Source organism: Micromonospora sp. NBRC 101691 (genome assembly GCF_030269285.1).
Taxonomy (GTDB): Bacteria; Actinomycetota; Actinomycetes; order Mycobacteriales; family Micromonosporaceae; genus Micromonospora; species Micromonospora echinospora.
In genome coordinates, this window is sequence record NZ_BSTB01000007.1 from 229,886 (window position 1) to 250,120 (window position 20,235).

Sequence of the window (20,235 nt, forward strand, 5' to 3'; positions counted from 1 at the left end):
ATAATGCGGGCCCACGAGGCCGGTGCGCTGCACGGCGACATCGGCAGCCGGGGGCCGGCGTGGCTGCGTACCCCGGTCGACGTCAACGCCCTGGTGCCGCAGCTCTGGCCGCGCAACGTGGCGCGCGGCGCCCACGGCGCGCTGACCGTCGCGGGCCTGGACGTCCGGACGGTCGCGGCCGAGTTCGGCACCCCGGTGTACGTCCTCGACGAGGACGACCTCCGGTCGCGCTGCCGTGACTTCCGCTCCGCCTTCGCCGACGACGACGTGTACTACGCGGGCAAGGCGTTCCTCTGCCGGGCGGTGGTCCGGATGATCGCCGAGGAGGGCCTGTTCCTCGACGTCTGCACCGGTGGTGAGCTGGCGGTCGCGCTGGCCGCCGGCATGCCGCCGGAGCGGATCGGCTTCCACGGCAACAACAAGTCCGTGTCCGAGCTCACCCGGGCGCTGGACGCCGGGGTGGGCCGGATCATCCTCGACTCGTTCGACGAGATCGACCGGCTCACCGCCCTGGCCCGTGAGCGCGGGGTCCGGCCCCGGGTGCTGGTCCGGGTCACCGTCGGCGTGGAGGCGCACACCCACGAGTTCATCGCCACCGCCCACGAGGACCAGAAGTTCGGCTTCTCCCTCGCCGGCGGGGCCGCCGCCCGGGCAGCCCTGCGGATCCTCGACGAGGACGTGCTGGAGTTGCGCGGGCTGCACTCGCACATCGGCTCGCAGATCTTCGACACCGACGGCTTCGAGGTCTCCGCCCGGCGGGTGCTCGGTCTCCAGGCGCAGATCCGCGACGCCCGGGGCGTGGAGCTGCCCGAGCTGGACCTCGGCGGCGGCTTCGGCATCGCGTACACCACCCAGGACGATCCGGCCGCGCCCCAGGAACTGGCCAAGCGGCTGCACCGGATCGTCGAGGCGGAGTGCCTGGTGCAGCGGTTGGCCGTGCCGCACCTGTCGGTCGAGCCGGGCCGGGCGATCGTCGGCCCGGCGGTGTTCACCCTCTACGAGGTCGGCACGGTGAAGGACGTCGACGGGATCCGCACGTACGTCAGCGTCGACGGCGGGATGAGCGACAACATCCGGACCGCCCTCTACGACGCCTCGTACTCGGCGACGGTGGCCTCCCGGGCCTCGTCCGCAGAACCGCTGCTCGCCCGCGTGGTGGGAAAGCACTGTGAGTCCGGGGACATCGTGGTGAAGGATGAATTCCTGCCCGCCGACGTGCAGCCCGGAGATCTTGTCGCGGTGCCCGGCACCGGTGCCTACTGCCGGAGCATGGCCAGCAACTACAACCACGTGCCCCGACCGCCGGTCGTGGCCGTGCGTGACGGCCGCGCCCGGCTGATCGTCCGGCGGGAGACGGAAGCGGACCTGCTCGCATTGGATGTCGAATGACCCCACCCCTGCGCTTGGCGATACTCGGCTGCGGAACCGTCGGTAGCGAGGTGATCCGGCTGCTGCACGAGCAGTCGGCCGACCTCGCGGCCCGGATCGGCGCGCCGCTGGAGATCGCCGGGATCGCCGTCCGCCGGCTCGGCCGGGACCGGGGCGACCTGCCGGTGGCCCCGGAACTCTTCACCACCGACGCGGTCGGCCTGGTCAAGTCCGAGGACGTCGACGTGGTGGTCGAGGTGGTCGGCGGCATCGAGCCGGCCCGGGGCTGGCTGGTCGACGCGCTGCGGGCCGGCAAGAGCGTGGTCACCGCCAACAAGGCGCTGCTCGCCGAGGACGGCGCGGCGCTGCACGACGCGGCGGCCGACGGCGGCGCGGACCTCTACTACGAGGCCGCCGTGGCCGGGGCCATCCCGTTGCTGCGCCCGCTGCGCGAGTCGCTGCACGGCGACCGGATCAACCGGGTCACCGGCATCGTCAACGGCACCACCAACTTCATCCTCTCCGCGATGGACGCCACCGGCGCCGGTTTCGCCGAGGCGCTGGAGGAGGCGACCGAACTCGGGTACGCCGAGGCCGACCCGACCGCCGACGTGGAGGGCTTCGACGCGGCGGCGAAGGCGGCGATCCTGGCCTCGCTGGCCTTCCACACCCGGGTCGGCGCGGCCGACGTGCACCGGGAGGGGATCACCGAGGTCACCGCCGCCGACGTGGCCAGCGCCAAGGCGATGGGCTGCACGATCAAGCTGCTCTGCATCGCGGCCCGGGGCACCGACGCGGCCGGCCGGGAGTCGGTGAGCGTCCGCGTGCACCCGGCGATGATCCCGCTCGGCCACCCGCTGGCCAGCGTCGGTGACGCGTACAACGCGGTCTTCGTCGAGGCGGAGGCGGCCGGGCCGCTGATGTTCTACGGCCGGGGAGCCGGTGGCGCGGCCACCGCGAGCGCCGTCCTCGGCGACGTGGTGGCGGTCTGCCGCAACCGGCTCGCCGGGGTACGCGCGCCCAGTGAGTCCGCCTACGCCGATCTGGCGGTCCGGCCGATGGGGGAGGCGCTCACCCGGTACCACGTCAGCCTGGACGTGGCCGACAAGCCGGGCGTGCTGGCCGCCGTGGCCGGCGTCTTCGCCCGGCACGACGTGTCGATCGCCACGGTCCGGCAGGCGCCGGCCGGCACCGAGCCGGCCGGCCGGGGCGCGGACGCGGTACTGGTGATCGTGACGCACACCGCCCCGGACGCCGCGCTCGCCGCCACCGTCGAGGAACTGCGCGGGCTGGACGCGGTCCGTTCGATCGCCAGCGTGCTGCGGGTCGAGGGCGGTGAGTGAACCCGTAGCGGCCGGCGGACGTGACGGTGGTGTGCGTGGAGGCACCGCCGGCGTCCGGGCGGCACCACCCGGGCCGGCGGTGGGCGGACGGCCGGCACCGGTAGCCGAGCCGGGCTCGGCCCGTCCCGTCAGGTGGTTATTCCCGGGTCCGCCCTCCCGCTGGCCGGGAGACTGGTCCAGGCTGGGCTGGTCCGGCGGGTCGACGCGGAACACGAGGAGAGCGATATGTGGCGGGGTCTGATCGAGGAGTACCGGGAACGACTGCCGGTCACCGACGCCACGCCCGTCGTCACCCTGCACGAGGGCGACACGCCGCTGCTGCCCGCGCCGGTGCTCTCCAGCCGGCTCGGCAGCGACGTCCACCTCAAGGTGGAGGGCGCCAACCCGACCGGCTCGTTCAAGGACCGGGGGATGACCCTCGCCGTCTCCAAGGCGATCGAGGCCGGCAACAAGGCGATCATCTGCGCGTCCACCGGCAACACCAGCGCCTCCGCCGCGGCGTACGCGGCCCGCGCCGGGCTGACCTGCGCGGTGCTCGTGCCGCAGGGCAAGATCGCCCTGGGCAAGCTGGCGCAGGCGCTGGTGCACGGCGCGAAGCTGCTCCAGGTGCAGGGCAACTTCGACGACTGCCTGTCGCTCGCCGCCAAGCTCGCCCAGGACTACCCGGTAGCGCTGGTCAACTCGGTCAACCCCGACCGGCTGCACGGGCAGAAGACCGCGGCCTTCGAGATCGTCGAGGCCCTCGGCGACGCCCCGGACATCCACTGCCTGCCGGTGGGCAACGCCGGCAACATCTCCGCCTACTGGATGGGCTACTCCGAGGAACTGGCCGCCGGCACCACCACCCGCGCCCCGAGGATGTACGGCTTCCAGGCGGCCGGCGCGGCTCCGATCGTCACCGGGCAGGTGGTGCACGAGCCGTCCACCATCGCCACCGCGATCCGGATCGGCAACCCGGCGAGCTGGACGAAGGCGGTCGACGCCCGGGACGAATCGGGCGGACTGATCGCCGCGGTCTCGGACCGGGAGATCCTCAGCGCGTACCGGCTGCTCGCCCGGGAGGTCGGGGTCTTCGTCGAGCTGGGCAGCGCGGCCAGCGTGGCGGGGCTGCTCCAGCAGGCGGCGGCGGGCCGGGTGCCGGCCGGCTCCAGGGTGGTCTGCACCGTCACCGGGCACGGCCTGAAGGACCCGGAGTGGGCGATCTCCACCGCGCCCGCCCCGATCACCATCGCCAACGATTCGCTCGCCGCGGCCCGCTCCCTCGACCTGGCCTGACCCCTTCTCCACCCCGGGGCGGACATTTCGCCGACCCGGGGTGGAGATCCTGTCGACCCAGGGTGGCAAAACTCTGGAAAAGCCCTGGTCACAGTCGGTTTCCTCGCGGTGACCCCGGAGGTGGGAGCGTTACCTCGGTCGGGCAGACTAGCCCTACCGAGCCAACCCATACTCCAGGAGTGAGCCACGCCGATGTCGCTGCTCGCCAGATTGAGCCTCGCCAACCGAGGGCTGGTCGCCCTCATCGCGGTGGTGACCACGGCGTTCGGGTTGTTCGCCGTGCCGTCGCTCAAGCAGCAACTCCTACCGTCGCTGGAGTTCCCGGCCGCCTTCGTGGTCGCGACCTATCCCGGCGCCGGTCCGGAGGTGGTCGAGTCCCAGGTCACCGAACCGATCGAGAACAGTCTTCAGGGCATCCCGGGGGTCGAGGAGATCACCTCCACCTCCCGTGAGGGCGCCGCCACCGTCGTCGTGCAGTACGAGTTCGGCTCGGACGTGGACGACATGGTCAACAAGATGCAGACCGCGGTCAACCGCATCCAGGGCCAGCTCCCCACGGACGTCGAGCCGCAGGTGCTCGCCGGCAGCACGGACGACCTGCCCGCCGTGGTGATCGCCGCCTCCGGCGGGGACGACCCGCGTGCCCTCGCGGACAAGCTGGAGAGCGCGGTCCTGCCCGAACTGAAGGCGGTCGAGGGGGTTCGCACCGTCGACCTGACCGGCACCCGTGACGAACTGCTGGTGATCACGCCGGACCCGGCCAAGCTGGCCGCCGCGCGGTTGCAGCCCACCGCGATCGGCACCGCGTTGCAGACCAACGGGGTCACCCTGCCGGCCGGCGCGGTGGTCGAGGGTGGACGTTCGCTGACCGTCCAGGTCGGCAGGCCGTTGGCCACCCTCGACGACCTGCGTGGCATCGTGCTCGCCCCGGGCGCGACCCCGGTCCGCCTCGGCGACGTGGCCACGGTCACCGAGCAGCTCGCGCCCCCCACCTCGGTCACCCGCACCAACGGGCAGGACAGCCTCGGCATCGCGGTCACCGCCACCCCGGACGGCAACGCCGTGGAGATCTCCCACGAGATCCGGGACCGCCTCGCCGACCTGGAGGAGGCCTCCGGGGCGGAGTTGACCCTCGTCTTCGACCAGGCGCCCTTCGTCGAGAAGTCGATCGAGAGCCTCACCACCGAGGGCCTGCTCGGCCTGGTCATGGCGGTCATCGTCATCCTGGTCTTCCTGGTCTCGGTCCGCTCCACCCTGGTCACCTCGGTCTCCATCCCGCTGTCGGTGCTGGTGGCCCTGCTGGCGCTCTGGAGCGGGGACTACTCGCTCAACCTGCTCACCCTCGGCGCGTTGACCATCGCGGTCGGCCGGGTGGTGGACGACTCGATCGTGGTGCTGGAGAACATCAAGCGCCACCTGGAGTACGGCGAGCCGAAACGTCAGGCGATCCTCACCGCGGTGCGCGAGGTGTCCGGCGCGGTGACCGCCTCGACCCTCACCACGGTCGCGGTGTTCGCCCCGATCGCCCTGGTCGGCGGTTTCGTCGGGCAGCTCTTCGCGCCGTTCGCGATCACCGTGACGGTGGCGCTGCTCGCCTCGCTGCTGGTCTCGCTGACCGTCATCCCGGTGCTGGCGTACTGGTTCCTCAAGCCGGCCGGCGGCTCGGTGGACGTCGAGGCGGTCCGCCGCGAGGCCGAGGAGAAGGAACTTCGCAACCCGCTCCAGCGGGCGTACCTGCCGGTGATCGGGTTCGCCACCCGCCGGCGGTGGGCCACGGTGGCGATCGGCCTGGTGGTGCTCCTGGGCACCTTCGGGTTGGCCACCCGGCTGGAGACCAACTTCATCGACGACTCCGGGCAGGACACCCTCAACATCAGCCAGAAGCTGCCGGTGGGCACCGGACTGGCCGGCACCGACGAGGCGGCCCGCAAGGTCGAGGCGGTGCTGGAGCGGACCGAGGGCGTGGAGACGTACCAGGTCACCATCGGTGGTGGCGGCCTGCCCTGGGAGGGCGGCGGCGGCAACAGCACCGCCAGTTACGTCGTCGCGCTCGGCGGGGACACCGACACCGAGAAGCTCCAGGAGGACCTGCGCCGGGAGTTCGACGCGCTCGGCGAGGGGACCGGCGAGATCAGCTTCGGCGCAGCCCAGGGCGGCGCCTCGGCCAACCAGCTCGCGGTGGTCGTCCAGGCCAGTGACCCGGAGGTGCTCGCCCGCGCCGCCGAGGAGGCCCGGAAGGCCATGGCCGAGCTGGACGGCGTCGAGGACGTCTCGTCCAGCCTGGCCGAGCGGGTGCCCCGGATCGACGTCACCGTCGACCGGGTCGCCGCGGCGCGGGCCGGCCTGACCGAGGCGGCCGTCGGCCAGCTGGTCGGGCAGGCGTTCCGGGGCAGCCCGGTGGGCCGGGTGAACCTCGACAGTGGACAGCGTGACGTGGTGCTCCGGTTCGCCGCCGCCCCGCCGACCACCGTGGAGCAGCTCCGCCAGCTCCGGGTCGGCGCGGTCACCCTGGACGCCATCGCCGACATCGAGCAGGTCGAGGGGCCGCAGCAGGTCACCCGGATCGACGGCGAGCGCAGTGTCACCGTCACCGGCACGGCGACCGGCTCCAACCTCGGCGCGACCACCGCCGAGTTGCAGGAGAAGCTGGACGGGATCGACGTGCCGGGGGCGACCCTGACCATCGGCGGGGTCAGCGCCGACCAGGCGGAGGCCTTCGCCGACCTCGGGCTGGCGGTGCTGGCCGCGATCGCGATCGTCTTCCTGATCATGGTGGCGACGTTCCGCAGCCTGGTGCAGCCGCTGATCCTGCTGGTGTCGATCCCGTTCGCGGCGACCGGCGCGATCGGACTGCTGCTGGTCACCGGCACCCCGATGGGCGTGCCGGCGCTGATCGGTGTGCTGATGCTGGTCGGCATCGTGGTCACCAACGCGATCGTCCTGCTGGATCTGATCAACCAGTACCGGGACCAGGGGATGAGCGTCCGGGAGGCGGTCGTCGAGGGCGGCCGGCGGCGGCTGCGCCCGATCCTGATGACTGCGGTGGCGACCATCTTCGCGCTGCTGCCGATGGCGCTCGGCCTCACCGGCGAGGGCGGCTTCATCTCCCAGCCGCTGGCCATCGTGGTGATCGGTGGCCTGCTCAGCTCGACCCTGCTCACGCTGGTGCTGGTGCCGACGCTCTACACCATGGTGGAGGGCCGCAAGGAACGGAAGCAGGCCCGGCGGGCGGCCGGTGACGGCACCGCCGGCGAGGAGCCGGCGGAGGCCGTCGCGCCCGAGCCGGCCACGGTCGCCGCCGGTCCGGCGTCGGCCACCACGTCCGGGGACGCGCCGGCCCGCCCGACGCCCTCGCCGGCGCTGGTCGACGGTACGGACCAGTTCGAGGTGCTGCGCCTGCCGAAGAGTCGGCACTCCCCGCTGCCTCCGCAGGAGTGAACCCGGTGTCCCCGGTACGGCCCACCGCCGTACCGGGGACACCTCACCGGCCGACGGGTGGCCGGGCCGGCGACCGGTGCCCCACCGGTGTCGGTCCCGGCGGGTAGCGTGTGGGTACGTGGCGTCGACCCTCTCCGTCCTCAGCCGGAACCGGAACTTCCGCATCCTCTTCCTCGCCGAACTGGTGGTCTTCGGCGCGGACTGGTTCGTCATGGTGCCCCTGCTGGTGCTCCTGCCGGAGCTGACCGGCAGCGGGGTGTGGGGCGCGCTGGTGCTCGCCGTCGACACCGGGGTCGTGGCGCTGCTGCTGCCGTACACCGGCACCATCGCCGACCGGTTCGACCGTCGGCGGATCCTGATGGCGGCGAACGGCGCCGCCCTGGTCGGCGCGCTGCTCCTGCTCGCCGTCCGCACCTCCGGCACGGCCTGGCTGGCCATGCTGGCGATCTCGGTGATCGCGGTGGCGAAGGCGTTCTACTCCCCGGCCGCGCAGGCCGCCCTGCCGAACGTCCTCGACCCGGACGAGCTGGCCGCCGGCAACGCCGTCGCCGGCTCCGCCTGGGGCACGATGACCGTGGTCGGGGCGTCCCTGGGCGGTCTGCTCAGCGCGGCCTTCGGCCCGTACGTCTGCTTCTGGGTGGCGGCGGTCGCCCTGGCGCTCGCCGCCGGCCTGACCGCCCTGATCCGCCGGCCGTTGCAGGCCCCCCGCGACCAGGCCGAGCCGGCCCAGCGGACCTGGGCGGCGATCCGCGAGGCGCTGGCCTACATCGGTCACCGCCCCCGGGTGCTCGCCCTGGTGACGGTGAAGTCGGCGGTCGGCCTCGGCAACGGGGTGCTGACCGTCTTCCCCCTGCTGGCCGGTCTGTACGGCGTGGGCGCGGTCGGCACGGGCCTGCTCTTCGCCGTGCGGGGCGCGGGGGCGCTGGTCGGCCCGTTCCTGATGCGCCGGGTGCTGACCAACCGCCGCTGGCTGCTGACCGGCCTGGCGCTGTCCATGTCCGCCTACGGCCTCTCCTACGTCGGTGTCTCGCTGACCGGCTGGTTCCCGCTGGTCCTGGTGCTGGTCTTCGTCGCGCACTTCGCCGGGGGCAGCAACTGGGTGATGTCGAACTTCGCGCTCCAGGGCGAGGTGCCGGACCGGCTGCGCGGGCGGGTCTTCGCCACCGACATGATGCTGGCGACGCTGGCCATCTCGGTCAGTCAGCTGGTGGTGGCCGCCCTGATCGACAACGTCGACGAGCGGATCGTGCTGGCCGGCTGCGGGCTGACCACCCTCGTGTACGCGATCGGCTGGCGGATCGCCACCCGGCGGCTCTCGCTGACCGAACAGGCCCCGACGGTGGATCCGGTCACGTCCCGGTGAACCAGGGCCGTCCCGGCCCCCCACCCGGCCGACGGTCCTTCTAGCATCTAGCCGTGTCCCCGAAATTCGTCTCCGGTCCCGTCCGGGTCCGGGTCCCCGCGACCAGCGCCAACCTGGGGCCGGGCTTCGATTCGCTCGGCCTCGCGCTCGGTCTCCACGACGACGTGGCCGCCGAGGTGACCACCGGCGGTGTCCGGGTGGCGGTGACCGGCCAGGGCGCCGGTGAACTGCCCGACGACGACCGGCACCTGGTGGTGCGCGCCATGCGTGTCGCCTTCGACGCCCTCGGTGGCCAACCCGCCGGGCTGGCCGTGGAGTGCGTCAACCGGATCCCGCAGGCCCGCGGGCTCGGCTCCTCCTCGGCGGCGATCGTCGCCGGGGTGCTGCTCGCCCGTGCGCTGGTCACCGACGGGTCGGAGCGCCTGGATGACGCCGGTGCGCTGCGGCTGGCCGCTGACATCGAGGGCCACCCGGACAACGTGGCGCCCTGCCTGCTCGGCGGCTTCACCGTGGCATGGACCGAGCCGACCGGCGCGCGGGCGGTGTCGCTCGCCCCGGCGGCCGGGGTGAGCCCCACGGTGTTCGTACCGGACGAGCGGGGGCTGACCGCGACGGCGCGGGCCGCGTTGCCGGCGTCGGTGCCGCACGCGGACGCCGCGCTGACCGCCGGCCGGGCCGCGCTGCTGGTGCACGCGCTGACCGCGGAGCCGGCGCTGCTGCTGCCGGCGACCGAGGACCGACTGCACCAGCACTACCGCGCCGAGGGGATGCCGGCAACGTTTGAGCTGGTCACGGCGTTGCGGGAGGCTGGTGTGGCGGCCGTGGTCAGTGGGGCGGGACCGACGGTGCTGGCGTTGACCGATCCCGGCGCGGGCTTCGAGCCGGGAACAGGATGGCACTCCTGGCGGTTACCAGTGGACAGCAGCGGTGCCCAGGTCAGTCGGGGTAGACTGGGACACGCCGAGCGGGACCCTGTTGCCGCAGGTCGTATGAGTTGATTACGCTCTAGACTTAGCACAGCCGCGAAGCATGCGATCTTCCTGCGGGTCGGCGCACCCCCGAAGCTATCGGCGGTCAGCCCGTCTCACCCCTGCCTAGGCCCACGCCGTACCGCAGTTTCCGCAGGTCGCCGCAGACGGCGAGACCTACCCACCGAAGTTGGTGGGTCAGGGAAACCGACCGGCTGCTGTGTCACAGACTCCCGCGGCGCGTCACGCGACACGGGTGCACCGAGGCCGCCCGGCCACCTGAGCTCTTGACTCCGGGCGACCCCGGCCTATCGAGGGAAGGAATCCATTGAGCGACACCACCGACGTGACGTCGGATGTTTCCAACGTCGCTGGCGAAGCCACCACCGCCGCCGCCCCTGCCCGTCGTCGGCGGAGCGGGACCGGTCTGTCAGCGATGCTGCTGCCGGAGCTGCAGAGCCTGGCCGCGTCGCTCGGCATCTCCGGCACCGCACGCATGCGCAAGGTCGAGCTGATCAGCGCCATCACCGAGCGGCAGGGCGGGGCCGCCGCCGGGGCCCCTCGACCGCGTGCCGAGGTGGCGGCCGCAGCCGCCACGCCGGTCCGCGAGGAGGTCCGGGCGGAGGTGCGGGAGACCGCGGAGCCGGCGGCCGCACCGGCCGAGGCCGAGCCCCGGCCGCGCAGCCGGCGTAGCCGGGCCGCCGCGACCGCCGAGCGCGCCGCGGCGACCGCTGCCGCCGCCCCGGCTGCCACCGAGGCGGAGCCGCGCGAGGCCGCCGCCCCGGAGGCCACCGAGCGTCCCGAACGGGCCGAGCGGGGCGACCGCGCCGAGCGTGGTGACCGGGCCGAGCGCGCGGAGCGGGGCGACCGGGCCGAGCGTGGTGACCGGACCGAACGTGGCGACCGGGCCGAGCGCAACGAGCGTGGTGACCGCGGTGAGCGGGCCGAGCGTGGCGAGCGTGGCGAGCGGGCCGAGCGGGGTGACCGTAACGAGCGGGCCGAGCGCGGCGAGCGTGGCGAGCGTAACGAGCGCACGGAGCGGGGCGAGCGGGCCGACCGTAACGAGCGCGGCGAGCGGGCCGAGCGGGGCCAGCGCGGCGACCGTGACCGGGACCGCGACACCGACACCGACGACGACGGCGAGGGCGGCGGCCGGCGCGGCCGGCGGAGCCGGTTCCGGGACCGTCGCCGGGGCCGTGGCGAGCGCAACGAGACCGGCGGCGAGACCGGCGGCGGCGGGCGTGAGCCCCAGGTCAGCGAGGACGACGTGCTCGTCCCGGTGGCCGGCATCATCGACGTGCTGGACAACTACGCCTTCGTCCGGACCACCGGCTACCTGGCCGGCCCGAACGACGTGTACGTCTCGATGTCCCAGGTGAAGAAGTACGGCCTGCGGCGCGGTGACGCCATCACCGGTGCGGTGCGCGCGGCGCGCGACGGCGAGCAGCGGCGGGACAAGTACAACCCGCTGGTGCGGCTGGACTCGGTCAACGGCATGGAGCCGGAGGAGGCCCGCCGCCGTCCGGAGTTCTACAAGCTCACCCCGCTCTACCCGCAGGAGCGACTGCGGCTGGAGACCGAGCCGCACATCCTCACCACCAGGGTCATCGACCTGGTCACGCCGATCGGCAAGGGTCAGCGGGCGCTGATCATGTCGCCGCCCAAGGCCGGTAAGACCATGGTGTTGCAGGCGATCGCCAACGCGATCACCCACAACAACCCGGAGTGCCACCTGATGGTGGTGCTGATCGACGAGCGGCCCGAAGAGGTCACCGACATGCAGCGCTCGGTCAAGGGCGAGGTCGTGGCGGCCACCTTCGACCGTCCGCCGCAGGACCACACCACGGTCGCCGAGCTGGCGATCGAGCGGGCCAAGCGCCTGGTCGAGCTGGGGCACGACGTGGTCGTGCTGCTCGACTCGGTGACCCGGCTCGGCCGGTCGTACAACCTCGCGGCGCCGGCCAGCGGCCGGATCATGTCGGGTGGTATCGACTCGACCGCGCTCTACCCGCCGAAGCGGTTCCTCGGCGCGGCGCGGAACATCGAGAACGGCGGCTCGCTGACCATCCTCGCCACCGCCCTGGTGGAGACCGGGTCCGTCATGGACACGGTCATCTTCGAGGAGTTCAAGGGCACCGGCAACGCGGAGCTCAAGCTGGACCGGAAGATCGCCGACAAGCGGGTCTTCCCGGCCATCGACATCCACACCTCCGGCACCCGTAAGGAGGAGATCCTGCTCGCGCCGGAGGAGTTGGCCATCACGCACAAGCTCCGCAAGGTCCTGCACTCGCTGGACTCGCAGGCGGCGCTGGACCTCCTGCTGGACCGGCTCAAGCAGTCCCGGACCAACATCGAGTTCCTGATGCAGATCGCCAAGTCGACGCCGGGCGAGTAGCCCGTCGCACGACGCGAGAAAAGGGGCACGGCCGTTCGCGGTCGGGCCCCTTTTCGCTGCTCAGAGGCAGAGTGTCGACTGAAGTTTTCCTTCGGTTGGCTAGCAGGGTATTGAAAGTTCTGTTCGTCGCGGGTTGACTGACGGCCATGCGTACCCGATCCGCCCGACTTGCCGGCGTGCTGTTGCTGACGCCGTTGCTCGGCCTGGCCGGTCCGCCTCCGGTCGTCGCCGCGCCGCCCGGGGCCGACACGGCCGCCGAGGACGTCCCCCGCGCCTCCTCCCATCCGACCTCGGTCACCACCCTGGCCGCCACGGGCGTGGCGCCCGCGGACGGCCTGGAGACCGCGAAGACCACCCGCCCGGTCGCCCCCGGGCTCGACCTCACCTCCTTCGACCGCTACGACCAGCAGGGCTGGCTGCGCGCCGACGCCCTCACCGCAGACCTGACCGGCGGCCTGAGCGTCGACTACGTCAACTCCGGCGCGGTCAGCCGGGCCGAGCCGCTGCGCGGCGCGGCGGACGCCTCCCGCGCGGTCGCCGCCGTCAACGGTGACTTCTTCGACATCAACAACTCCGGTGCCGCGCAGGGCATCGGCATCCGGAACGGTGAACTGGTCCAGTCGCCGGTCGCCGGGCACACCAACGCGGTGGCGGTCACCGCCGACGGGCTCGGCCGGGTGATCCAGGTGCACTTCGACGGCACCGCCACCCTGCCCGGCGGGCCGGTCACCCTGACCCAGTTCAACAACATGGTCCAGGGCAACGGCATCGGCGTCTTCACCGCGCTCTGGGGCTCGTACGACCGGGGCCGGGCGGTCGAGGGCGCGGCCCGGGTCACCGAGGTCGCCGTGGTCGACGGCCGGGTCGCCACCGTCACCGACCGGGCCGGCAGCGGCCCGATCCCCGCCGGCACCACCATCCTGCTCGGCCGGGACGCCGGGGCGAACGCCCTTGCCGGCCTGCGACCGGGCGACGCGGTGACCGTCGCCTACCGGCCCAAGCCGTCCGACGGCAGCACCCTGCACGCCGCCGTCGGCGGTGGCAACGTGCTGGTCCGCGACGGTGTGGTGCAGCAGATCGCGGACACCTCGCTCGCGCCGCGCACCTCCGTCGGGTTCACCGCCGACGGGCGCAAGATGATCATGCTTACGGTGGACGGCCGGCAGGTCGACAGCCGGGGCGTCACCCAGACCGAGATGGGCCGGATGATGGCCGAACTCGGCGCGCACCACGCCCTCAACCTCGACGGCGGCGGCTCCTCGACACTGCTCGCCCGGGAACCCGGCGCGGCGACCGTCCAGGTGGAGAACAGCCCCTCCGACGGCACCGAGCGGGCCGTGCCGAACGGCCTGGCCGTCTACGCGCCCGAGGGCAGCGGCCGGCTCACCGGGTACTGGCTGGAGACCGCCGCCGACCCCACCGCCGCGCCCGGCGTCGCGCCGGTCCGGGGCGGTCGGCCGGACCGGGTCTTCCCCGGCCTGACCCGCCGGCTCACCGCCGCCGGCCACGACGAGACGTACGGCCCGGCGGCCGGCACGCCGAAGTGGCGGGCCAACCCGGCGGCCCAGGGCAAGGTCGACGCCGACGGTGTCTTCCGGGCCACCCGCCCCGGCAGGACCACCGTCACGGCCTCGCGCGGCGCCGCCCGCGGCACGCTGGACCTCACCGTGCTCGGGCCGCTGGCCCGGATCGACGGCACCGTGGACCGGGTCGGCCTCGACGGCACCGGGGGCACCGGCACCTTCGGCGTGGTCGGTTACGACGCCGAGGGGAACACCGCGCCGATCGAGCCCGCCGACCTCTCCCTCGACTACGACCGCGACCTGCTGCGGATCACGTCCACCGCCGACGGCAACCTGACCGTCGCCGCTCTCAAGGACAGCGGATCCGCCCTGGTCACCGTCACCGTCGCCGGTCAGCGCACCGTCGTGCCGGTGACCGTCGGCCTCACCGACGTGCCGGTCGCCGGCTTCGACGACGCGGCGAACTGGAAGTTCAGCGCCGCCCGCGCCACCGGCTCGGTCACGCCGGTGCCCGGCCGTACCGGCACCGGCCTGAAGATGTCGTACGACTTCGGCCAGTCCACCGGCACCCGGGCCGCGTACGCCGACCCGCCAGCCTGGATCCAGGTGCCCGGTCAGCCGCAGGCCTTCGGCATGTGGATCAAGGGCAACGGCACGGGGGAGTGGCCCAGCCTGCACCTGCACGACGCGCAGGACACCCAGCACGTGCTGCGCGGGCCGCTGGTCACCTGGACCGACTGGCGGTACGTCGAGTTCGCCGTACCGGCCGGGGTGCAGTACCCGCTGCGGGTCCGCCGGTTCTACGTGGCCGAGACCAACGCCGCCGCGAAGTACACCAGCGAGGTGATCATCGACGACCTGGTGGCGAAGGTGTCGCCCACCGTCGACGTGCCGGCCGAACCGCACCGGACCGATCCGGTGGTGCTGCGCGACGGCACCGTGGCCGGGATGCCGTGGCGCTTCGCGGTCCTCTCCGACGCCCAGTTCGTCGCGGCGAACCCGGACAGCGACCTGGTCGCCCAGGCCCGCCGGACGCTGCGCGAGGTCAAGGCGGCGAAGCCGGACTTCCTCGTCATCAACGGGGACTTCGTGGACACCGCCTACCCGGCGGACTTCGCCCTGGCCAAGCGGATCCTCGACGAGGAGCTCGGCGGCGAACTGCCCTACTACTACGTGCCGGGCAACCACGAGATCATGGGTGCCCCGATCGCCAACTTCGAGGCGGTCTTCGGCGCGCCGTCGCGGGTCTTCGATCACAAGGGAACCCGCTTCGTCACGCTGAACAGCGCCACCGGCACCCTGCGCGGCGGCGGCTTCGACCAGGTCCGCGCCCTGCGGACCGCGCTGGACTCGGCCGCCGGCGACGACCGGATCGGTTCGGTGGTCGTGCTGCACCACCACCCGCCGCGCGACCCCGGCCCGGCCAAGGCCAGCCAGCTCACCGACCGGAAGGAGGCGGCGCTGGTCGAGCAGTGGATGGCCGACTTCCAGCACCGCACCGGCAAGGGCGCGCTCTTCGTCGGCGGGCACGTCGGCACGTTCCACGCCGACCGGGTCGACGGGGTGCCCTTCCTGATCAACGGCAACGCCGGCAAGGGCCCGTCCAGCCCCGCCGACCAGGGCGGATTCACCGGCTGGACGATGGTCGGGGTGGACCCGGTGACCCGGCAGGAGGCCGAGCGGGCCCGCCGTGACCCGCTCGCCGAGGGCCCCAGCTGGGTGGCCGCCGAGTTCCGGGCGCACGTCGACCGGCTCACCCTGGCCGCTCCGGACACCGTCGTGGTCGGCACGCCGGCGAAGGTCACCGCGACGGTCACGCAGCCCGGTGGTCGTACCGTGCCGGTGGCCGCGCCGGTCAGCGCGGACTGGTCGGCCTCGCCGAGCGTCCTCGTCGGCGACGGCGCGGCCAAGCCCTGGCACGTGGCCCGCCTCGACCCGGCCACCGGCACGCTCACCGCGCTGCGGCCGGCCGACTCGGTGGTGCTCGCGGTGACCGTCAACGGCGTCCGGGCCGAGGCGACCGTGTCCCTCACCGCCGCCGCCTCCCCCACGGCCCCCGCCGCCTGAGGTGCATGCAGGGGCCCCCTGTTACCGCTTTTTGAGTAGCAGGGGGCCCCTGCTACCAACCCACCCGCACCGCCTGACCCCGCTTCCGGCCGTTCGCCGGGGCGGGGTCAGGTGCGGTTGGGGCAGAGCAGACCCAGACCACGGCAGGCGGGGTAGCCGGCCCGCGCCAGCGCCTGCGCCTGGGACTCCTCGGTCAGGTACGTCACGAACGACTCCGCCAGCGACGGCTGGCCGGTCGGGTGACGTCGGTGGTAGACGTACTCGACGGTCCAGAACGGGTAGCCGTTGCCGGGGTCGTCCGGGTCGGCGGTCCGCCCGTCGATGGTGACCGACACCAGCTGGTTGCGGACCTTCAGCGCGTCCGGGGTGCCGGCGTACCCGATGGCGCCGGGCAGGCCGCTCACCCGGTCCAGCACGTCCTCGGTGGTGCTGACCTCGCAGAGGGTCGGCTCCCGACTTCCCGGATCGTCCGGCTGGGCGCAGTCGGTGGAGGTCAGCGCCCCCTGGTTCCGGCCGAGCACGTACCGCTCGAAGGCGACCCGGCTGCCCGACTGGCTGCGCCGGCCGACGATCCTGATCGGCAGGTCGGCCAGGCCCGGACGGACCTCGGGCCAGCGCCGCGCCGTACCGCCGAAGATCTTCCGGAGGTCCGCCGCGCTCAGGTCGAGCGCACCGGTGTGCCGGCCGAGGACGGCCGGGTGCACCACGACGCTGAACTGGATCACGGCGAGCGGACGCCCGACGACCAGACCGGGGTCCAGGCCCGGTTCCGGGCCGTCGGAGAAGGCCACCACGTCCCCGTCCGACTTCTGCAACTCCTCCACCCCCTGGCGGCTGCCGGTGAACGAGGACTCGATGGTGGAGTCGGCGCAGAACGCCTCGTACGAGCCGATGGCCTGCGCGGCGGCGGTGGCGAAGGCGCTGGAACCGACCGCACGGAGCGTGCCGTCGACGCAGGTGGTCTCCCCGGCCGGCCCACCGGGCAGGCCGAAGCCCACCGCGGCGAGGGCCCCGACGCAGAGCGAGGCCACCACGGCGGTGCCGGCCCGCCAGTACCGGATGCGGTTCTTCTGTTCGTGCCGGGCGTCGACGACGTCACCACCCTTGAGTACCCCACCGGTCCGGACGGTGCTGTCCGCGCTGTTCCCGCTGAGCAGGATCAGCAGCTTGAACCGGCTGCCCGCGTTGAGGTGCCGGTCGGGGACCACCACGCCGTGCTCGGTCGCCACGATGTGCGGGGCGAAGACCTCCTCCAGTGCCGGTGGCACACCCTCGCTGACGTCGACGGTCCGGACGGTCCGGCTGCCGAAGTCGAACTTGAGTGGCAGCTGGTAGTCGGTCTCCGCGATGTCGTTGGTCCCGGTGTTCGAGATGCGGATGACCACCATGGACGGGTCCGGCACCGGTTCGCCGTTCCGGTCGAGCAGCCGGGTGATCTCCCCGGCGTCCGGCGGGTCGAAGCCCAGCCGGGAGTTGAACGAGACGTGGTAGGAGAGCCGCTTGCGGGCCGCCCGGCGGGCCCGGATCTCCCGCCACACCTGCCACGAGACGGTGAGCAGCAGGACGAGCAGCACGGCGCCCACCGGCGTGTCCCCGCCGACGAGCGCCCAGACCGCCCACTCTCTGATGGAACCGAGCACCGTGAGACCGCCCATCCGTCGTCCGGAACCGTCGACCGGGCAGGGCCCGGCCGGACGCGGGCACGGCGGTCACCCGGCCGGGACCCGTCCGGCCGCGTCACCACCAGAGCGCACCGGGGAGATGAACCGTCGGTTACGGCACGGGTGATCCTCCGATGTGGAGCCGATTAACAAGCGCTCCGTTCCGCCCGGATCCGGTCGATCCCGTCCCCGTCCCGGGGAGGGTGGGCAGGGGCGGCCCGGTTCCGGTCCCGGTTCCGGTCCCGGTTCCGGTTCCGGTCAGAAGTTGCCCTCGGCGACCTGGAAGACGGTCAGACCCAGCTCGCGCCACATCCGGACCACCTGCATGCGGTCGTCGAAGACCCCGGCGACCCGGTACCGGTCGCGCAGCTCGTGTTCGTAGATCTCGCGTTTGACGACGGAGTCCTTCCGGTTGTCGCCCACCGCCCGCATGTGCAACGCCAGGTACGGCACCCGGACGTGCCGGTCCAGCCAGGCCACCGTGTCGGCGCGGGCGGAGGCGTCCCGCCCGGAGCAGAACACCACCCCGTAGCCGGCCCCGTGCATGGCCCGGACCGCCGCGATGACCGCTTCGTTCGGCACGTCCTCACCGACCCGGGTCATGTCGTACGGGCTCCGGGACACGTTCAGGGCGACCGTGCCGTCGATGTCCACCAGGACGACCTCCGTCGGCTCCGGGGCCGGCGGACTCACCCGGGCCGGCCCGCCCGGCGGCACCTCGGGCACCGGCAGCGGCAACGGACGGTCCGCCAGGAAGCGTTCGTGCAGGCGGCGGATGGCCTCCTCGCCGACCCGGTCCTCGGCCGGTCGTGCCGCGTCCCGTCGCAGGCACTCCTCCAGCGGGACGTCGGTGAAGTCGTGCACCTCGAAGCTGGCCCCGTACCGGGCGGCCAGCCGGGCCCACTCCCGCAGGGTGCGGGCGCGCAGGTTGGTGTCGTCCACGCAGACGTCGACCCGGGCCCGCAGCAGGGCCTCGACCTGTGCCCGCTGGGCGGTGGTGACCTGGGCCTCCGCCCACTGGGTGAAGAGCCGGGCACCGTGCAGCATGCGGCGCAGGTCGTCCCGGTTGACCCGGACGACCGACGGCTGGAGCGTCCGGGCGAAGGTGGTCTTGCCGGAGGCCGGCAGCCCCCGGGTGGCGATGAGACGGGTCACCCGGTCACGGTAATGCTCCCGGCCGGGCCGGGAATGCGGGTGGTCCGGACCGTGTTCAGGGAGCTGTGCGGCCCGGTTTCCGGGTCGGCGGAAGCCCATGGCACACTGGTCAATCGGCCACCGGTTCCGGTTCACGCCCGATCCCGCGCAGGCACGACCCGCGCGGACGGCGACCCGGCGACCACCCACGAGAGGACCGAAGGCGACATGAAGCGCAACATCCACCCGGAGTACGTGACCACCGAGGTCACCTGCTCCTGCGGCAACTCCTTCACCACCCGCAGCACCGCCAAGGGCGGCTCGATCCACGTCGAGACGTGCAGCGCCTGCCACCCGTTCTACACGGGCAAGCAGCGGGTGCTCGACACCGCGGGTCGGGTCGCGAAGTTCCAGCAGAAGTACGCCAAGGTTCAGGCGAAGAAGGCCAAGTAGCCGTCCGTTCGACGCCCGCGTCCGGTTCACCACCGGGCGCGGGCGTCGTCCGTCTCTGCCCGATTCGCGCCGACCGCAGGGAGTACGAGCATGAGCAGTGAGCGCCTGGCGACCCTTCTCGACGAGTACGCCGAACTGGAGAAGCGGCTGGCCGACCCGGCCATCCACGCCGACCAGGGCACAGCGCGTCGGGTCGGGCGGCGTTACGCCGAACTGGTGCCGCTGCACAAGGCGGCCGGCGAGCTGGAGCAGGCACGGGCCGACCTGGTCGCCGCCCGGGAACTGGCCGCCGAGGACGCGGCCTTCGCCGCCGAGGCGGAGGCCATCGCGGCGACCCTGCCCGAGCTGGAGGAGCGCCTGGCGGAGCTGCTGATCCCGCGCGACCCGCACGACGCCAAGGACGTGATCGTCGAGATCAAGGCCGGTGAGGGCGGTGAGGAGTCCGCGCTGTTCGCCGGTGACCTGCTGCGCATGTACACCCGGTACGCCGAGCGGCGCGGCTGGCTGACCGAGGTGCTGGACGCGCAGGATTCCGACCTGGGCGGGGTCAAGGACGTCTCGCTGGCGATCAAGACCAAGGGCGTCCCGGAGGGCGGCAACGGGGTCTGGTCCCGGCTCAAGTGGGAGGGCGGCGTGCACCGGGTGCAGCGTGTCCCGGTCACCGAGTCGCAGGGCCGCATCCACACCAGCGCGGCCGGCGTCCTGGTGCTGCCCGAGGCCGAGGAGGTCGACGTCACGATCGACCCGAACGAGCTGCGTATCGACGTCTTCCGCTCGTCCGGCCCGGGTGGCCAGTCGGTCAACACGACCGACTCGGCGGTACGGATCACCCACGTGCCGACCGGGATCGTGGTCTCCTGCCAGAACGAGAAGTCGCAGTTGCAGAACCGGGAGCAGGCGATGCGGATCCTGCGGGCCCGGCTGCTCGCCGCCGCCCAGGAGCAGGCCGACGCCGCCGCCTCGGACGCCCGCAAGGCGCAGGTGCGCACCGTCGACCGGTCCGAGCGGATCCGCACCTACAACTTCCCGCAGAACCGGATCACCGACCACCGGATCGGCTACACCGCGTACAACCTGGACCTGGCCCTCGCCGGTGAGCTGGACGGCGTGCTCGACGCCCTCGCCGAGGCGGACCGGGCGGCCCGACTGGCCGGGGAACCGGAACTCGGTCGTCGCTGAGCGGGCGCGGCGAGCCGCCCGCCCGGGGTGGTAGCAGGGGTCCCCTGTTACCGCTTCTTGCCGAGGAG

General features: G+C 73.0%; 12 protein-coding genes. 10 read left to right on the top strand and 2 right to left on the bottom strand.

Annotated elements, in window-relative coordinates; genetic code table 11:
• Window positions 1-3: 3 nt before the first annotated feature.
• From lysA to QSK20_RS14125, 8 genes are all read left to right on the top strand, one after another.
• Window positions 4-1,389: a diaminopimelate decarboxylase gene (gene lysA / locus QSK20_RS14090; protein ID WP_285789059.1), complete on the top strand. Its 1,386-nt coding sequence runs from the start codon at window positions 4-6 to the stop codon at window positions 1,387-1,389.
• Window positions 1,390-1,397: 8 nt separating this feature from the next.
• Window positions 1,398-2,711, top strand: coding sequence for a homoserine dehydrogenase (locus QSK20_RS14095; RefSeq protein ID WP_285789110.1), 1,314 nt, complete (start codon window positions 1,398-1,400; stop codon window positions 2,709-2,711).
• 225 nt (window positions 2,712-2,936) lie between these two features.
• A complete protein-coding gene (gene thrC, locus QSK20_RS14100) occupies window positions 2,937-3,986 on the top strand; it encodes a threonine synthase (RefSeq protein ID WP_285789060.1) in 1,050 nt (349 codons plus the stop codon).
• Window positions 3,987-4,178: 192 nt separating this feature from the next.
• Window positions 4,179-7,424: an efflux RND transporter permease subunit gene (locus tag QSK20_RS14105; protein ID WP_285789061.1), complete on the top strand. Its 3,246-nt coding sequence runs from the start codon at window positions 4,179-4,181 to the stop codon at window positions 7,422-7,424.
• Between the two features lie 118 nt (window positions 7,425-7,542).
• The gene (locus QSK20_RS14110) at window positions 7,543-8,787 is read left to right on the top strand and encodes an MFS transporter (RefSeq protein WP_285789062.1); all 1,245 of its coding nucleotides are present in this window, start codon (window positions 7,543-7,545) and stop codon (window positions 8,785-8,787) included.
• A gap of 53 nt (window positions 8,788-8,840) precedes the next feature.
• Window positions 8,841-9,785 carry a homoserine kinase gene (gene thrB, locus QSK20_RS14115; protein WP_285789063.1) on the top strand — a complete coding sequence of 315 codons (945 nt, stop codon included), beginning with the start codon at window positions 8,841-8,843 and terminating at the stop codon, window positions 9,783-9,785.
• 298 nt (window positions 9,786-10,083) lie between these two features.
• Window positions 10,084-12,150, top strand: coding sequence for a transcription termination factor Rho (rho, locus tag QSK20_RS14120; protein WP_285789064.1), 2,067 nt, complete (start codon window positions 10,084-10,086; stop codon window positions 12,148-12,150).
• A gap of 146 nt (window positions 12,151-12,296) precedes the next feature.
• Window positions 12,297-15,740 carry a phosphodiester glycosidase family protein gene (locus tag QSK20_RS14125; RefSeq protein WP_285789065.1) on the top strand — a complete coding sequence of 1,148 codons (3,444 nt, stop codon included), beginning with the start codon at window positions 12,297-12,299 and terminating at the stop codon, window positions 15,738-15,740.
• A gap of 107 nt (window positions 15,741-15,847) precedes the next feature.
• On the opposite strand, the gene QSK20_RS14130 is transcribed toward QSK20_RS14125, so the two are convergent.
• Window positions 15,848-17,395 carry a PstS family phosphate ABC transporter substrate-binding protein gene (locus QSK20_RS14130; protein ID WP_285789066.1) on the bottom strand — a complete coding sequence of 516 codons (1,548 nt, stop codon included), beginning with the start codon at window positions 17,393-17,395 and terminating at the stop codon, window positions 15,848-15,850.
• A 264-nt stretch (window positions 17,396-17,659) separates the two neighbouring features.
• On the bottom strand, window positions 17,660-18,556 hold the full coding sequence (locus tag QSK20_RS14135) for a phosphatase domain-containing protein (RefSeq protein WP_285789067.1): 897 nt from the start codon (window positions 18,554-18,556) through the stop codon (window positions 17,660-17,662).
• 207 nt (window positions 18,557-18,763) lie between these two features.
• On the opposite strand from QSK20_RS14135, the gene rpmE reads away from it, so the two are divergent.
• Both rpmE and prfA read left to right on the top strand, forming a co-directional pair.
• Window positions 18,764-18,988 carry a 50S ribosomal protein L31 gene (rpmE, locus tag QSK20_RS14140; RefSeq protein WP_088982354.1) on the top strand — a complete coding sequence of 75 codons (225 nt, stop codon included), beginning with the start codon at window positions 18,764-18,766 and terminating at the stop codon, window positions 18,986-18,988.
• A gap of 90 nt (window positions 18,989-19,078) precedes the next feature.
• On the top strand, window positions 19,079-20,167 hold the full coding sequence (gene prfA, locus QSK20_RS14145) for a peptide chain release factor 1 (RefSeq protein ID WP_285789068.1): 1,089 nt from the start codon (window positions 19,079-19,081) through the stop codon (window positions 20,165-20,167).
• The last annotated feature ends 68 nt before the right edge of the window (window positions 20,168-20,235 follow it).

Bases quoted from the DNA above. Each gene is read 5' to 3' on its own strand.
- lysA (WP_285789059.1), top strand. From the start codon at position 4: ATGCGGGCCCACGAGGCCGGTGCGCTGCACGGCGACATCGGCAGCCGG.
- thrC (WP_285789060.1), top strand. From the start codon at position 2,937: ATGTGGCGGGGTCTGATCGAGGAGTACCGGGAACGACTGCCGGTCACC.
- QSK20_RS14105 (WP_285789061.1), top strand. From the start codon at position 4,179: ATGTCGCTGCTCGCCAGATTGAGCCTCGCCAACCGAGGGCTGGTCGCC.
- QSK20_RS14125 (WP_285789065.1), top strand. From the start codon at position 12,297: ATGCGTACCCGATCCGCCCGACTTGCCGGCGTGCTGTTGCTGACGCCG.
- QSK20_RS14130 (WP_285789066.1), bottom strand. From the start codon at position 17,395: ATGGGCGGTCTCACGGTGCTCGGTTCCATCAGAGAGTGGGCGGTCTGG.
- rpmE (WP_088982354.1), top strand. From the start codon at position 18,764: ATGAAGCGCAACATCCACCCGGAGTACGTGACCACCGAGGTCACCTGC.
- prfA (WP_285789068.1), top strand. From the start codon at position 19,079: ATGAGCAGTGAGCGCCTGGCGACCCTTCTCGACGAGTACGCCGAACTG.